This window comes from Actinobaculum sp. oral taxon 183 str. F0552, from assembly GCF_000466165.1.
Classification (GTDB): Bacteria; Actinomycetota; Actinomycetes; order Actinomycetales; family Actinomycetaceae; genus Peptidiphaga.
The window spans coordinates 79766-93990 of record NZ_KE951417.1; the positions used below are offsets into that span (position 1 = coordinate 79766).

12 protein-coding genes and 1 pseudogene are annotated in these 14225 nt (G+C 68.9%); 4 read left to right on the plus strand and 9 right to left on the minus strand.

From position 1 onward, the window contains the following. Nucleotides 1-30: 30 nt before the first annotated feature. On the minus strand, nt 31-972 hold the full coding sequence (xerD, locus tag HMPREF0043_RS03745; protein WP_021601542.1) for a site-specific tyrosine recombinase XerD: 942 nt from the start codon (nt 970-972) through the stop codon (nt 31-33). Nucleotides 973-1080: 108 nt separating this feature from the next. Between xerD and tkt the strand changes: the two genes are divergently transcribed. Genes tkt through HMPREF0043_RS03765 form a run of 4 tightly spaced genes read left to right on the plus strand, consistent with a single transcriptional unit; the run spans nt 1081 to nt 6731 of the window. Beyond that, on the plus strand, nt 1081-3156 hold the full coding sequence (gene tkt / locus HMPREF0043_RS03750; RefSeq protein ID WP_021601543.1) for a transketolase: 2076 nt from the start codon (nt 1081-1083) through the stop codon (nt 3154-3156). Between the two features lie 27 nt (nt 3157-3183). Beyond that, a complete protein-coding gene (tal, locus tag HMPREF0043_RS03755; RefSeq protein WP_021601544.1) occupies nt 3184-4281 on the plus strand; it encodes a transaldolase in 1098 nt (365 codons plus the stop codon). Further along, complete coding sequence (zwf, locus tag HMPREF0043_RS03760; protein WP_021601545.1) at nt 4271-5779, plus strand: glucose-6-phosphate dehydrogenase; 1509 nt, start codon at nt 4271-4273, stop codon at nt 5777-5779. Before tal ends, zwf begins: the two co-directional genes overlap by 11 nt. Nucleotides 5780-5792: 13 nt before the next feature. Next, on the plus strand, nt 5793-6731 hold the full coding sequence (locus HMPREF0043_RS03765) for a glucose-6-phosphate dehydrogenase assembly protein OpcA (RefSeq protein WP_021601546.1): 939 nt from the start codon (nt 5793-5795) through the stop codon (nt 6729-6731). Between the two features lie 135 nt (nt 6732-6866). On the opposite strand, the gene secG is transcribed toward HMPREF0043_RS03765, so the two are convergent. From secG to HMPREF0043_RS11680, 8 genes and pseudogenes are all read right to left on the minus strand, one after another. Then, entirely contained in the window at nt 6867-7109 is a 243-nt protein-coding gene (secG, locus tag HMPREF0043_RS03770; RefSeq protein WP_021601547.1) for a preprotein translocase subunit SecG, read from the minus strand. A gap of 162 nt (nt 7110-7271) precedes the next feature. Then, a complete protein-coding gene (gene tpiA / locus HMPREF0043_RS03775) occupies nt 7272-8051 on the minus strand; it encodes a triose-phosphate isomerase (RefSeq protein WP_040317780.1) in 780 nt (259 codons plus the stop codon). A gap of 1 nt (nt 8052) precedes the next feature. Continuing rightward, nucleotides 8053-9246 (minus strand): phosphoglycerate kinase, encoded by a 1194-nt coding sequence (locus HMPREF0043_RS03780; protein ID WP_021601549.1) that lies wholly within the window; start codon nt 9244-9246, stop codon nt 8053-8055. A 73-nt stretch (nt 9247-9319) separates the two neighbouring features. Beyond that, nucleotides 9320-10324, minus strand: a complete 1005-nt coding sequence (gene gap / locus HMPREF0043_RS03785) for a type I glyceraldehyde-3-phosphate dehydrogenase (protein WP_021601550.1) — start codon at nt 10322-10324, stop codon at nt 9320-9322. Between the two features lie 197 nt (nt 10325-10521). Then, entirely contained in the window at nt 10522-11499 is a 978-nt protein-coding gene (gene whiA / locus HMPREF0043_RS03790) for a DNA-binding protein WhiA (RefSeq protein ID WP_021601551.1), read from the minus strand. A 36-nt stretch (nt 11500-11535) separates the two neighbouring features. Continuing rightward, on the minus strand, nt 11536-12507 hold the full coding sequence (locus HMPREF0043_RS03795; RefSeq protein WP_021601552.1) for a gluconeogenesis factor YvcK family protein: 972 nt from the start codon (nt 12505-12507) through the stop codon (nt 11536-11538). After that, nucleotides 12504-13439 carry an RNase adapter RapZ gene (gene rapZ / locus HMPREF0043_RS03800; RefSeq protein WP_021601553.1) on the minus strand — a complete coding sequence of 312 codons (936 nt, stop codon included), beginning with the start codon at nt 13437-13439 and terminating at the stop codon, nt 12504-12506. The genes HMPREF0043_RS03795 and rapZ overlap by 4 nt, the downstream gene beginning before the upstream one ends. A gap of 7 nt (nt 13440-13446) precedes the next feature. Then, nucleotides 13447-14225, minus strand: a pseudogene (locus tag HMPREF0043_RS11680) (helix-hairpin-helix domain-containing protein); the annotation flags it as partial.

Consider the following 14225-nt stretch of genomic DNA (forward strand, 5'->3'; position numbering starts at 1 on the left):
GCATCTTGATCGGTCACGCCTCCAGCCTACCTAAGTCAAGGCCCTCGGGTGACTTGCCGCGTATACTTCGCGCACCGTGTCGCGGTCGACGAGCGTGTAGATCTGCGTGGTCGTCACCGAGGAATGGCCGAGCAGCTCCTGGACCACCCGCACGTCGGCTCCCCCCTGGAGCAGGTGGGTGGCGAAGGAGTGGCGCAGCGTGTGAGGGCTGATGTGCGCGGGGAGGCCGGCCCGGCCGGCGGCGGCCTGGAGCGCGCCCCAGGCGCTCTGGCGGGACAGCGGCCTGCCCCGCGTGTTGAGGAAGAGGAGGGGCGTTCCCGGGCCGCGGCACGCCAGGGCCGGGCGAGCCCGGACGAGGTAGGCCTCCATCGCCTCGACGGCGTACCCGCCCAGCGGGACGACCCGTTCCTTGCGTCCCTTGCCGAACAGCCTCACCGCCGCGCCGGGGAGGTCGAGGTCGTCCCCGCTCAGCCCGACGGCCTCCGATATTCGGGCCCCCGTCCCGTAGAGGAGCTCGACGAGGGCGCAGTCGCGGAGGGGCACGGGCCCCTCGCCCACGCGCGTGGCCTCGATGAGGGAGGCGACCTGGTCGACGGTCAGGGCCTTCGGTAGGCGCGAGGCGAGTTTCGGGGGCCGCACGTCGCCCGCGGGGTTCGCGGCCGTCAGGCCCTCCTCGAAGGCGAAGCGGTGGAACGATCTGACGGCCGCGAGGCTGCGGGCGACCGAGGCCGCCGCCATCGCCTCGAGCGACTCGGGGAAGGAGGCCACGTCCTCCCGCTCGACGCCGGCCAGATCCGCCCTGCCCCGCGAGGCGAGGTGGGCGAAGTACTTCGACAGATCGGATCTGTAAGCCGAGAGCGTATTGGGGGACACCGACCGTTCGACCGCCAGATGCGCCAGGAACTGCTCGCCCGCGCGGGCGAGGGAAATCGACTCTGAGAGGGGCTCAGTGCGGGCCGCGACACGTGCCATAGCAGACGATCGTAATCCGCGCGCAGCCTGGATTGCGAGCAAAACGGGCGGCTAAGCTTGGTTCAACGGTCCCGGAGCGGCCGGGGCCAACCCGATGAAAGGCTTACAATGGCGAAGCTTGAATGGACAGACCTCGATCGGCGCGCGACGGACACGGCGCGCGTTCTGGCCGCGGATGCGGTGGAGAAAGCGGGCAACGGCCACCCCGGCACGGCGATCTCGATCGCCCCGTTGGCGTACACGCTCTTCAACAAGGTCATGCGGCACGACCCCTCGGACCCCTCGTGGTTGGGCCGCGACCGCTTCGTCCTGTCGATCGGCCATTCCTCGGTCACCCTCTACAACCAGCTCTTCCTCACGGGCTACGGCCTGGAGCTGGAGGATCTGAAGTCGCTGCGCACGTGGGGCTCGCTCACGCCGGGCCACCCCGAGTACGGGCACACGAAGGGCGTGGAGATCACGACCGGCCCGCTCGGCCAGGGCCTGGCCTCCGCCGTCGGCATGTCCATGGCCTCGCGCCGCGAACGCGGGCTGCTCGACCCCGACGCCCCCGCCGGCCAGTCCCCCTTCGACCACTACGTCTACGTCATCGCCGGAGAGGGCGACCTCGAGGAGGGCGTGACCAGCGAGGCCTGCTCGCTCGCGGGAACGCAGCACCTGGGCAACCTCATCGTCATTTGGGACGACAACCGCATCTCGATCGAGGACGACACGAAGATCGCTTTCACCGAGGACGTCCTGGGTCGCTACGAGGCCTATGGCTGGCACACCCAGCACGTCGATTGGACGAACGGCGGCGGAAAGTACGAGGAGGACGTCGAGGCCCTCTACGATGCCATCGAGAAGGCGAGGGCGGTTACGGACAAGCCTTCGTTCATCCGCCTGTCGACGATCATGGCCTGGCCCTGCCCCACGAAGCAGGGAACCGGCGCCGCCCACGGCGCGAAGCTCGGCGCCGAGGAGCTCGCCGGCTTGAAGAAGGTCCTGGGCTTCGACCCGGAGAAGTCCTTCGACGTTGACGAGGACCTCCTCGCCCACACCCGCAAAGGGGCCGCCGAGCGCGCCAAGGCCGAGCGTGCGGAGTGGGACGAGAAGTTCCAGGCGTGGCGCGCGGCCAACCCGGAGCGCTCGAAGCTGCTCGACAGGCTCGTGGCCAAGGAGCTCCCCGAAGGGTGGACGGACGCGCTGCCCTCCTTCGAGGTCGGAACGTCCGTGTCCACCCGGGCCGCCTCGGGCAACGTCCTCACGGCCCTGGCCCCCGTCCTTCCCGAGCTGTGGGGCGGATCGGCGGACCTGGCCGGCTCGAACAACACGACGATGAAGGGCGAGCCCTCCTTCCTGCCCCCGGACCGCGTCTCGGAGGACTGGGACGGAAACGTCTACGGCCGCACCCTGCACTTCGGCATCCGCGAACACGCCATGGGCGCCATCGTCAACGGGATTGCGCTGCACGGGCTCACCCGCGCCTACGGCGGCACATTCTTCGTCTTCTCCGACTACATGCGGGGGGCCGTTCGCCTGGCCGCCGTCATGAACGTCCCCTCGATCTTCGTGTGGACGCACGATTCGATCGGCGTGGGCGAGGACGGCCCCACGCATCAGCCCATCGAGCACCTGTGGGCGTACCGCGCCATTCCGCAGCTCGACGTCGTCAGGCCGGCCGACGCCAACGAGACGACCGCGGCTTGGCGGGGAATCATCGAGCGCCGCGACGCCGGACCGGCCGGCCTCGTCCTCTCCCGGCAGAATCTTCCCGTGCTCGACGGCACGTCCGCCGAGGGCGTCAAACGCGGCGGATACGTCCTCGCCGACAGCCCGACGGGCAAGGTCGACGTCCAGATCCTCGCCACCGGCTCCGAGGTCTGCCTCGCGGTCGAGGCGCGCGAGGCCCTCGCCGCCGAGGGGATCGGAGCCCGGGTCGTCTCGCTTCCGAGCCTCGACTGGTTCGCCGAACAGAGCAAGGACTACCGCGACTCCGTCATCCTCCCCGACGTCAAGGCGCGCGTCTCCGTCGAGGCCGGCTCGACCTTCGGGTGGGCCGGATACGTGGGCGACGCCGGACGATCCGTGGGAATCGACCACTTCGGCGCCTCCGCCGCGGCGGGCAAGCTCTTCGAGGAGTTCGGGGTGACCGTGCAGGCCGTGGTCGCCGCCGCCCGCGAGTCGATCGAAGCCTCGCGCTGAAGCCCGCACCGAAGATTGGAGAATGCGATGTCCGACAGGCTATCCCAGCTGTCACAGTCCGGTGTGTCGATCTGGCTCGACGACTTGTCCCGCGCACGCCTGAACTCGGGTGACCTCGCCCGGAAGATCCGCGAAGACGACGTCGTGGGAGTGACGACCAACCCCGCGATCTTCCAGGCCGCCATATCCGGCGCCGCCGACTACGCCGCCCCGATCGCCGAGCTGGCGTCTTCCGGGGCCTCGCCCGAAGAGGTCATCAAACGTCTGACCACCGACGACGTGCGCGAGGCCTGCGACCTCTTCCTCGACGTGTACGAGAGGACCGGCGGCTACGATGGGCGGGTCTCCATCGAAGTCGATCCCCGCCTGGCGCGCCGCACGGCCGAGACCCTCGAACAGGCCGGGGAGCTGTGGGCGACCGTCGACAGGCCCAACGTCATGATCAAGATCCCCGCGACGGTCGAGGGCTTGCCGGCCATCACCGACGCCATCGCCGCGGGGATCTCCGTGAACGCGACGCTGATCTTCTCAGTCGAGCGCTACGTCGAGGTCGCCCAGGCCTACCTGGCCGGTCTGGAGAAGGCCCGCCGGGCCGGGCTGGACCTGTCGGGCATCCACTCGGTCGCCTCCTTCTTCGTCTCCCGCGTGGACGGGGAGGTCGACCGGCTCCTCGGCGAGCTCGGACGCGCCGAGCTCGCCGGCCGGGCCGCCGTGGCCAACGCCCGCATAGCCTACGGCGCCTTCCTCGACATCTTCGAGGGCGGCCGCCGCTTCGCCGACCTGGCCGAGGCGGGCGCCAACCTCCAACGGCCCCTGTGGGCCTCCACGGGCGTGAAGAACCCGGCCTACCGCGACACGATGTACGTCGACGAGCTCGTCTCGCGCCACGTCGTCAACACGATGCCGGAGAAGACCCTGCTGGCCGTGGCCGACCACGGAGACCTCCGGGGCGACACCATCCGCCCCGCCGTCGACGACGCGCGAAGCCTGCTCGGCGAGCTCGCCGCCGCCGGCGTGGACCTCGCCGACGTGACCAGCAGACTGGAATACGATGGGGTCGCGAAATTCGAGATCGCATGGGCCGATCTCATCAGGGCCGTCACGGAGCAACTGCATGACCATTAACCCCCTGCGGGCAGTCCCCGATTCCCGACTCCAACGCATAGCCGGGCCGTGCGGCATCGTGCTCTTCGGCATCACCGGAGACCTCTCCCGCAGGAAGATCCTTCCGGCCCTCTACGATCTGGCGAATCGGGGGCTCCTGCCGCCCTCCTTCACCATCCTCGGCGTGGCGCGCCGGGTGGACGACGGCCTCGCAGACAGAGTCGAGGCCGCCATGAGGGCGGGCGCGAAGACCGCCGTGACCGAGACGAGCCTGAAACAGGTCATGTCCGGCCTGAGGATCGTCCACGGACAGTACGACGATCCCGACACCTACCGGCGGCTGGGCGAGACCATGGACCGGATGACGGTCGAACGGGGCACCGACGGCAACTACGCCTTCTACTTGGCGATCCCGCCGGAGCTGTTCCCGACCGTCCTGGGCGGGATCGCGGCGGCGGGCCTGTATTCGAACGACGGCGGCTGGCGCCGCGCCGTCATCGAGAAGCCCTTCGGCCACGATCTGCAGTCCGCCAAGGAGCTCGACGGCATCGTCACGCGGGTCTTCCCTCCCGACTCCGTCTTCCGCATCGACCATTACCTGGGCAAGGAGACGGTCCAGAACCTTCTGGCGCTGCGCTTCGGCAACGAGCTGTACGAGCCGCTGTGGAATTCGGCCCACGTCGACCACGTCCAGATCACGATGGCCGAAGACATCGGGATCGGCACGCGCGCCGGATACTACGACGGAATCGGCGCGGCGCGAGACGTCATCCAGAACCACCTCCTCCAACTGCTGGCCCTGACCGCGATGGAGGAGCCCACGTCCTTCGAACCGGGCGCACTCCGCCTGGAGAAGGAGAAGGTCTTGGAGGCGACCCGATTCTACGGGCCGGTGTCCGAGTCGGCCGTCAGCGCCCAGTACGTCTCGGGCTGGCAGGGCGGCCGATGGGAGCGCGGCTACAAGGAGGAGGAGGGCATCCCCGCCGATTCCATCACCGACACCTACGCCGCCTTCCGGCTCGGCATCGAGACCAGGCGATGGTCGGGGGTCCCCTTCTACCTGCGTGCGGGCAAACGGCTCGGGCGGCGCGTCAGCGAGATCGCGGTGGTCTTCAAGTACCCGCCCTTCCTGCCTTTCCCTTCCACGGACGGCCTGGGGCACAACGCGCTCGTCGTCCACGTGCAGCCCAACGAGGGCATGACCTTCAAGATGGGTTCGAAAGTCCCCGGGTCGGCGATGCGTCTGCGCGACGTCACCATGGACTTCGCCTACGGGCATGCCTTCACCGAGTACGCCCCCGAGGCGTACGAGCGGCTCATCCTCGACGTCCTGCTCGGAGATCCGCCCCTCTTCCCGCACCGTCGCGAAATCGAGCTGTCCTGGAAGCTCGTGGACGAGGCCGAGGACTACTGGACGTCCCACCCCGAGGCCCTGGCGACCTACGCGCCGGGAAGCTGGGGGCCGGCGGCGTCCGACGACATGCTCGCCCGCGACGGCAGGGCCTGGCGGCGTCCGTAGGAAGGAATCCCCGATGATCATCCACATGAATTCGACATCGTCCGCGGACATCGTCCTGCGGATGGACGACCTGCGGGAGACGGTGGGATCCGTGGCCCTCGGCCGAGTCCTCACGCTCATCGTCGTCGCCAAGGACGAAGGCGGACTGCGCGACGCCGTCACCGCCGCCTCGGGGGCGGCTCGAGCCCACCCGTGCCGCATCGTCACGATACTGCCCGCCACGGGGGGCGACGATGCCCGGCTGGACGCGGAGATCCGCGTCGGCGCGGAGGCCGGACTCTCGGAGATCGTCATCCTGCGGTGCAGGGGCGGGGCGGCCGACAACCTCGAAACGCTCGTCAGCCCGCTGCTCCTGCCCGACACGCCCACGGTCGTGTGGTGGGTGCAGGACGCTCCGGCGTTCCCCGCGGGCATGCCCATCGGCGCGATGGCCCAACGTCGCATAACCACCTCCCAGAATTCGGGGACGCCGGCGGCCGAAAGCCTGCGGCGCATCCGCGACGGACACTCCCCCGGCGACACCGACCTCGCCTGGACGGGGGTGACCTTCTGGCGCAATCACCTCGCCGCGATGCTCGACGAGCCCCCGTGCGAGCAGGTGACGTCGGCCGTCGTCCGCGGCAACTCCGCCCATCCGGCGGTCGTGCTCCTGGCGGCGTGGCTCGCCCTGCGCCTGGACGCGAGCGTGGGGATCGACCACGAGCGGGGACAGGCGGTCAACGGGGTCAGCCTGTTCCGTGATTCGGGAGAGCTCCGGCTGGACCGCCCCCTCGGCTCGGACTTCGGCGACATGGTCCGGCCCGGCCGGGCGGTGCAGAGAGTCAACCTCCCCATGAGGACCATGGAGTCCAAGCTCATCGAAGAGCTGCGCGAGATGACTCCGGACACCGCCTACGAGGAGGTCCTGAAGGTCGGGCTGGAGCGCGTCGACTTGGACTCCCTGCCCGCCTGAAGGCGTCGCCGGCGGGTCCGCGGACCGGTCTCCACCGATAAGCCGCCGGCCGACGTCGCCTGCCAGCCGCGTGCGCACGCGAAGGGCCGCCCTTGCAGGCGGCCCTTCCGCTTCCCCCGGCTTGCGCCGGCATCGCTAACTGAATCGGACGATCAGACCGATGAGCACGATGACGATCGCCCAGATGATCGCGACGACGACGGTGATGTAGTTGAGGTTCCGTTCGGCGACGCCCGACGAACGCATCGACGTCGAAATGCCGCCGCCGAACATGTCGGAGATGCCGCCGCCCTTGCCTTTGTGCAGAAGGATCGACAGAACCAGCAGGATGCTCGTGATGACGAGCAGAACCTCGCAGATGATCAGCAGTATGTGCACCGTGTGTTCCTTCCCGCGCCTCTCGTGGAGCCGACGGCGTTCGTTCGATTGCGGCGTGCGTCCGGCAGACGGCCGGGCCCCGCCCGGCTCCTCGCGTCCCGGAGCGCTCCAAGCATAGCGGAGAGAGTGGGCGCCGCACGAGGCGGCGCCCACCTCGTGCGGCTACTTCTCGTAGTAGGTGACGATCTTGGCGAACTCCTCGGCCTTCAGGCTCGCGCCGCCGACGAGCGCGCCGTCGACGTCGGGCTGGGCCATGATGTCCACGACATTCGAGGACTTGACCGAGCCGCCGTACTGAATGCGGACCGCATTCGCGATCGCGCCGTCGTACAGCTCGGCGATCCGGCCGCGGATGGCGCCGCAGACCTCCTGGGCGTCGTCGGGGGTGGCGACCTCGCCCGTGCCGATGGCCCAGATGGGCTCGTAGGCGACCACGGACGCGGCGACCTGCTCGCCGGTCAGGTCCGCGAACATGGCGTCGATCTGGCCGATCACGTACTCGACCTGGCGGCCCTCCTTGCGCACGTCGAGCGCCTCGCCGCAGCAGACGATCGGGGTCAGGCCCGCCTCGAGCGCCTTCTTGGCCTTGGCGCCGATGAGCTCGTTCGTCTCCCCATGGTATTCGCGCCGCTCCGAATGGCCGACCACCGCGTAGGTGCAGCCGAGCTTGACGAGCATGTTCGTGGAGATCTCGCCGGTGTAGGCGCCGTCGTCGTGGGTCGAAACGTCCTGGGCGCCGTAGCGGATCGACAGCTGGTCGGCTTCGACCACGGTCTGCACGGAGCGGATGTCCGTGAACGGCGGGATGACGGCCACGTTGACCTTGCTGTAGTCATGGCCGAGGTCGCCGAGCGTCCACGCGAGCTTCTGGACGAGCTGGTTGGCCTGGAGGTGGTCGAGGTTCATCTTCCAGTTGCCCGCCATCAATGGTATGCGTGCCATGTCAGCCCTCCAGAACGACGATTCCGGGCAGTTCCTTGCCCTCGAGGAACTCGAGGGAGGCGCCGCCTCCAGTGGAGATGTGCGAGAACTTCGCCTCGTCGAAGCCGAGGTTGCGCACGGCCGCCGCAGAGTCGCCGCCGCCGACGATGGTGAAGCCCGCAGTGTCCTCCATCGCCTTGGCGATGGCCTTGGTGCCGTTGGCGAAGGCCTCGAACTCGAAGACGCCCATGGGGCCGTTCCACACGATGGTCTTCGAATCGGCGATGGCCGCCGAATAGACGGCCGCCGTTTTGGGGCCGATGTCCAGGCCCATCTGATCGGACGGGATCTCCTCCGCCGCGACGATCGTGGGGGTGGCGTCGGCCGCGAAGAGGGGGGCGACCACCGCGTCGACCGGGACCAGCAGCTCGACGCCGTTCTCCTCGGCCTTCTTCAGGTAGTCGGCCGCCGTGGCGACCTGGTCGTCCTCGCGCAGGGACGTCCCCACCTCGTATCCCTTGGCCAGGAGGAAGGTGTAGGCCATACCGCCGCCGATGAGGAGGCGGTCGGCCTTGTCCAGCAGGTTCTCAATGACGCCGAGCTTGTCGGAGACCTTCGAGCCGCCGAGCACCACCGTGTAGGGCCGCTCGGGGTCCTTCGTGGCCCGGGAGAGCGAGTCGATCTCCTTGAAGACCAGCTCGCCGGCGGCCGACGGAATCAGTTTGGCCACGTCGTAGACTGACGCCTGCTTGCGATGGACGACTCCGAAGCCGTCGGAGACGAAGGCGTCGGCCAGAGCTGCGTACTCCTTGGCGAGCTCCTCGCGCTCGGCGTCCACCTTGGAGGCCTCGCGCGGGTCGAAGCGGACGTTCTCCAAAAGGACGATCTCTCCGTCCTTCAGGGCGTCCGCCTTCGCGTGGGCGTCGGCCCCGACGGTGTCGGCCGCCAGCGGCACGTCGACTCCCAGGAGCTCGGACAGGCGGGCCGCGACCGGGGCCAAGGAGAATTCGGGCTTGACCGTGCCCTTCGGGCGGCCGAGATGCGCGGCGACCACGACCCGGGCGCCGGCGTCGAGCAGGCGCTTGAGCGTGGGCAGGGCGGCGCGGATGCGGCCGTCGTCGGTGATGTTGCGGTCCTCGTCGAGCGGCACGTTGAAGTCGGACCGGACGAAGACCCTCTTCCCGGCGAGGTCGCCGAGAGAATCGATAGTCCTCATTGTGTTCCTTTCACGAAAACGGGTGCCCGCACACGCTGGGGGCGTGTGCGGGCACCGGCGTCAGCTCATCGGGTCAGAGCTTCGAGCCCACAAGGACGGCGAGGTCGACGAGGCGGTTGGAGTATCCCCACTCGTTGTCGTACCAGGAGACGACCTTCACCTGGTTGCCGATGACCTTGGTCAGGCTTGCGTCGAAGATCGAGGAATGCGGGTCGGTCTCGATGTCCTTGGAGACGATCGGATCCTCGGTGTAGGCGAGAATGCCCTTGAGGGGGCCTTCGGCGGCCTTCTTGACCGCGGCCTTGACGGACTCGACCGACACCGGCTTGGCGGCCTCGAAGGTGAGGTCGGTGACCGAGCCGGTCGGGGTCGGAACGCGCAGAGCGTAGCCGTCGAACTTGCCCTTGAGCTCGGGCAGGACCAGGGCGACCGCCTGGGCGGCGCCCGTCTTGGTCGGGATGATGCTCAGGGCGGCGGCGCGGGCGCGGCGCAGGTCCTTGTGCGGGCCGTCCTGGAGGTTCTGGTCGGCGGTGTAGGCGTGGATCGTCGTCATGAGACCCTTGACGATGCCGAACTCGTCGTTGAGAACCTTGGCCAGCGGCGCGAGGCAGTTGGTCGTGCAGGAGGCGTTGGAAACGATGTTGTGCTTGGCGGGATCGTAGTCGGCTTCGTTTACGCCGATGACGAAGGTGGCGTCCTCATTCTTCGCGGGGGCGGAGATGATGACCTTCTTGGCGCCCGCATCGAGGTGGGCCTTCGCCGCGTTGGCGTCGGTGAAGCGGCCGGTCGACTCGATGACGACGTCGACGCCGAGCTTGCCCCAGGGGAGCTTGGTGGGGTCGCGCTCTTCGAGGGCCTTGATGACCTTGCCGCCGACGGTGATCGAATCTTCGCTGTAGGTGACGTCCTCGTCGAGTTTGCCGAGGATCGAGTCGTATTTGAGCAGGTGCGCGAGCGTCTTGTTGTCGGTCAGGTCGTTGACCGCAACGATCTCGATGTCGGCACCCTGGGCGAGTGCGGCGCGGGTGAAGTTGCGTCCAATGCGGCCGAAGCCGTTAATGCCAACTTTAATGGTCACTCTGTATCCTCCCTGTGTGCATTCATGCACGTGCTTGGGCCGCTGTGCGGCCATTTACGCCGGACTGAGCCGTCCGGCCAACGTGCTCATTCTATCGGGCGGGGAAAGCGGTGCACAGGACTCCCGCTTTGCGAGATGCGAGCTTTCCCACACGAAATATCCGACGGTGGTTCGGACACGAAAAAGGTCCCAGGCTCTCAAGCGCTGTGCCCGGCGTTTCTTGCCGCCTCGAGCGTGGAGGGAACGCCCAGTTCGGCCGCACGCTTGTCCGCCATCGTGTTCAGGCGCCGCAGGCGCCCGGCGACCGCGTCCTTCGTCGCAGGTGGACTGAGCCTCTCGCCGAGCAGGTTGAGGGAGTCTTCGGGGTACTTGATGCGGAACTCGCCGGCCTCCCGCAGGTTCTCCGGCACGTCCTCCCCCAGGATCTCGAAAGCACGTTTGACGCGGATGACGGCGACGACGGCGGCGTCGGCCGACCGCCGCATGTTGGCGTCGTCGAAGTTCGCCAGCCTGTTGGCCGAGCCGTGGACCTCCCTCTCCACGCGCAGTTCCTCCCATCGGATGACGGCGTCGTTGGCGCCCATGCGGGTGAGCATCTCCGCGATGGCGTCGCCTTCGCGGATGTCCACCCGGTGCGCCCCGCGCGATTCGCGGGCCCGGTAGGAGATCTCCATGCGGCGCGCGAGCCCGCCGAGGGCGTAGGCGGACTCCAGGCTCGGGCACACGACCTCCAGCGAGGCGTTGCGCCCGGGCTCCAGGAGGGACCCCCGGGCGAGGAACGCCCCCCGCCACGCAGCCGCGCCGTCTGCCTTCGATCCGCCGACGATCGACGGCGGCAGGCCGCGCACCGGACGCCCGTAGGTGTCCAGGAGGCCGAGCCTGCGGGCCACGCGCTCTCCGTTGCGGGTGATGCGGACGAGGAAGTGGTTCTGGCGCATGGACGAGGAGACCGTCAGGAGCTCGGGCTCGACGCTGAACGCCTGGGCCGCCAGGTCCCACAGGTGCTTGGCGCTGCCCGGATGGCTCAGCTCCGCGTGGAGCGCCACCTTGCCGTTGGCGATCTGCAGCCCGCCCGCGAACCGGAACATCGTCGAGACCTCGGCGATGACGCTCGACAGCATGCGGGACCGGATGTGGGAGAGCTCGTCCTTTGCCAGTTGTGTGAGTGCGGGCATGAATATCGTGATTGTCTTCCGTGTGCTGTAGGGGGACTAGTCCGCGTCGAAGACGTCTCCGAACACGCCTTCGAAGGCGTCGCGGTACGCGGCCGCGAGCCTGAGGGGATCGTGCCGAGCCGACCCGTCGCTCATTCTAACCTGCCTGAGCATGAGCTGGGCGCCGCACTCGACCGCGGCGCGCTCCGTCTCGTCGATGTCGTCGATGCTCGACGGGTCGGCGAGGATGACGTCCAGCTTCAGGCCCGGGGCGTGGAAGCAGACGGTCCGGATGTGGTCGGCCGCGCTCATCCCCTGCGTCTCCTTCTCCGCGTTGAGATTGAGAGTCAGGGCGCGCTTCGCCTTCGTCGTGCGCAGGACCTCGCGGAGCTCGGGCACCAGCAGGTGCGGGATCACCGAGGTGTACCAGGACCCCGGTCCGAGGATCACCCAGTCGGCCTCCTCGACGGCGACGAGGGCCTCCGCCTGGGCCGGGGGGTTCTTGGGGATGACGGCGACGTGGTGGACGTGGCCCGTGGAAGTGGCCACCGCCACCTGGCCGCGGACGGTCGTGCGGCCGCCGTCGCCGTCGACCACGGCCTCGATCTCCAGCGGGGTCGAGGACATGGGCAGGACTCTGCCCTTGATGTCGAGGAGCTGCCCGACCCAGTCCAGCGCCGTCACGGACTCCCCGAAGTGCTCCCACAGGGCCAGGATCAGGAGGTTGCCCAGGGCGTGGCCGTTCATGGGCCCCTCGGACATGAACCGGTGCTGGAGGACGTCCCGCCAGGTCTGGCCCCATTCGCCGTCGTCGCACAGGGCGGAGAGCGCCATCCGCATGTCCCCCGGCGGCAGCACGCCGAATTCCTCGCGCAGGCGCCCGGAGGAGCCGCCGTCGTCGGCGACGGTGACCACGGCGGTGACGTTCTGGGTCATCAGGCGCAGCGCGGACAGGCTGGCGGACAGACCGTGCCCGCCGCCGAAGGCCACGACTCTGGGCCCGTAGAAGCCTCTGCGAATCTGCGTCATTCCCGCCCCAAATCTCTGTGTATCGTGCGGACGGCCCTGCCGCCGGCCCGAAGCCTCTCGGAGATCGCCTCGGCGATGGCCACGGAGCGGTGCTTGCCGCCCGTGCACCCGATGCCGATCGTCACGAAGGGCTTGAGCTCGCGGGTGTAGCCTTGGAGGATGTCCGTGAGCAGAGCCGTGTACCGTTCGACGAAGCCCTGGCCCCCCGCCTTGTTCAGGACGAAGTTCGCCACCGGCGAGTCCTTGCCCGTCAGGTGCCTCAGCTCCGAGACCCAGTAGGGGTTGGGCAGGAAGCGCACGTCGACGACGTTGTCGGCGTCCAGCGGAAGGCCGTATTTGAACCCGAAGGACATGACCGTCAGTCGGATGTCCGACTGGCCTTCGTCGGCGACGAGCGCGCGGATCTTCCGGGCGAGGTCGTGCACGGAGTACCCGCTCGTGTCGATGAGGATGTCGGAGCGCGTCCGCAGGGTCTTCAGAAGCTCGCGCTCCTCCTGGATGCCGTCCAGGAGCCTGCGGTCCCCCTGGAGGGGGTGGGGGCGCCGGACGCTTTCGTAGCGCTTGACGAGGTCGTCGTCGTCGCAGTCCAGGAACAGGACCCTGTAGGCGAGCCCGCTCTCGTGCAGCTCGTCGAGGATGGAGACGAGCTCTGCGAAGAACTCCCGCGAGCGGACGTCGACCACGACGGCGAGCCTGTGGACTCCCCCGTCGGGCGTCATCATCCTGGCCAGGGCTCGCAGCAGGCGGGGAGGCAGGTTGTCCACGACGTACCAGTCGAGGTCCTCGAGCGTGTCGGCCGCGCGCGTTCGGCCGGCCCCCGACATCCCCGTGATGACGAGTAGTTCGGGCAGCTCCGCGTGCGGCAGCGAGGCCTCCTCGTCCTGCTGGGGGATGCCGACGGGGATGAGGCCCGAGTCGTTGATGTCGTCCATGGGTTCATCATGCCACAGGTCTAGCACCCGGATCCGAAGCCCCGGACCGGAAATGCTCGACGATGGCGCGTGCGAGGGAAGGGCCGATCCCCCGCACGGACTCGAGGTCCTCGACGGTGGCCCGCTTGATCTTCGCCACGCTCCCGAAGGCCGCCAGGAGGGCCTTCTGCTTGGCGGGGCCGAGCCCGGCGACCGCGTCCAAGGACGAGCGCGTCATGGCCTTCGACCTCTTCCTGCGGTGGAAGGCGATGGCGAAGCGGTGCGATTCGTCGCGCAGCTGCTGGAGGAGGCGCAGAGCCGGGGACGTCCGGGGCAGGATGACGGGGAACTCCTCGCCGGGCACCCACACTTCCTCGAGGCGTTTGGCCAGTCCGGCGATCCGCACGTCGGCCCCCGTCTCCTCGACCACCCGCTGGGCGGCGTTGACCTGCGCGAGCCCGCCGTCGACGAGGATGAGGTCCGGCCTGTAGGCGAAGCGCCGGGCCTTGGCGGGCTCCCCGGCCGCCTCCCGCCCGGCTGCGTCGGCGAGGTCTTCGGCGGCGGCCACGCCCTCGGCTCCCGCAGCCGGCGGATCCGCTTGGGCGTCGGCGTCCTCCGCGCCGCCCGCGTCGTCCCCGGCCGCCCCCGCGACTAAGCGCGTCAAGCGGCGGCGCAGGACCTCGTCCATAGCGGCGGTGTCGTCGGGTGCGCCCTCGCCCTCGGGGCCGCGCACGTTGAAGTGGCGGTAGTCCGGCTTCTTGGCCAGGCCGTCCTCGAAGACCACCATCGATGCGACCTGGTGGGTGC

What these genes read in the sequence shown, in the direction of transcription:
- xerD (WP_021601542.1), bottom strand. Translation starts at nt 972, where the DNA reads ATGGCACGTGTCGCGGCCCGCACTGAGCCCCTCTCAGAGTCGATTTCC.
- tkt (WP_021601543.1), top strand. Translation starts at nt 1,081, where the DNA reads ATGGCGAAGCTTGAATGGACAGACCTCGATCGGCGCGCGACGGACACG.
- tal (WP_021601544.1), top strand. Translation starts at nt 3,184, where the DNA reads ATGTCCGACAGGCTATCCCAGCTGTCACAGTCCGGTGTGTCGATCTGG.
- zwf (WP_021601545.1), top strand. Translation starts at nt 4,271, where the DNA reads ATGACCATTAACCCCCTGCGGGCAGTCCCCGATTCCCGACTCCAACGC.
- HMPREF0043_RS03765 (WP_021601546.1), top strand. Translation starts at nt 5,793, where the DNA reads ATGATCATCCACATGAATTCGACATCGTCCGCGGACATCGTCCTGCGG.
- tpiA (WP_040317780.1), bottom strand. Translation starts at nt 8,051, where the DNA reads ATGGCACGCATACCATTGATGGCGGGCAACTGGAAGATGAACCTCGAC.
- HMPREF0043_RS03780 (WP_021601549.1), bottom strand. Translation starts at nt 9,246, where the DNA reads ATGAGGACTATCGATTCTCTCGGCGACCTCGCCGGGAAGAGGGTCTTC.
- whiA (WP_021601551.1), bottom strand. Translation starts at nt 11,499, where the DNA reads ATGCCCGCACTCACACAACTGGCAAAGGACGAGCTCTCCCACATCCGG.
- HMPREF0043_RS03795 (WP_021601552.1), bottom strand. Translation starts at nt 12,507, where the DNA reads ATGACGCAGATTCGCAGAGGCTTCTACGGGCCCAGAGTCGTGGCCTTC.
- rapZ (WP_021601553.1), bottom strand. Translation starts at nt 13,439, where the DNA reads ATGGACGACATCAACGACTCGGGCCTCATCCCCGTCGGCATCCCCCAG.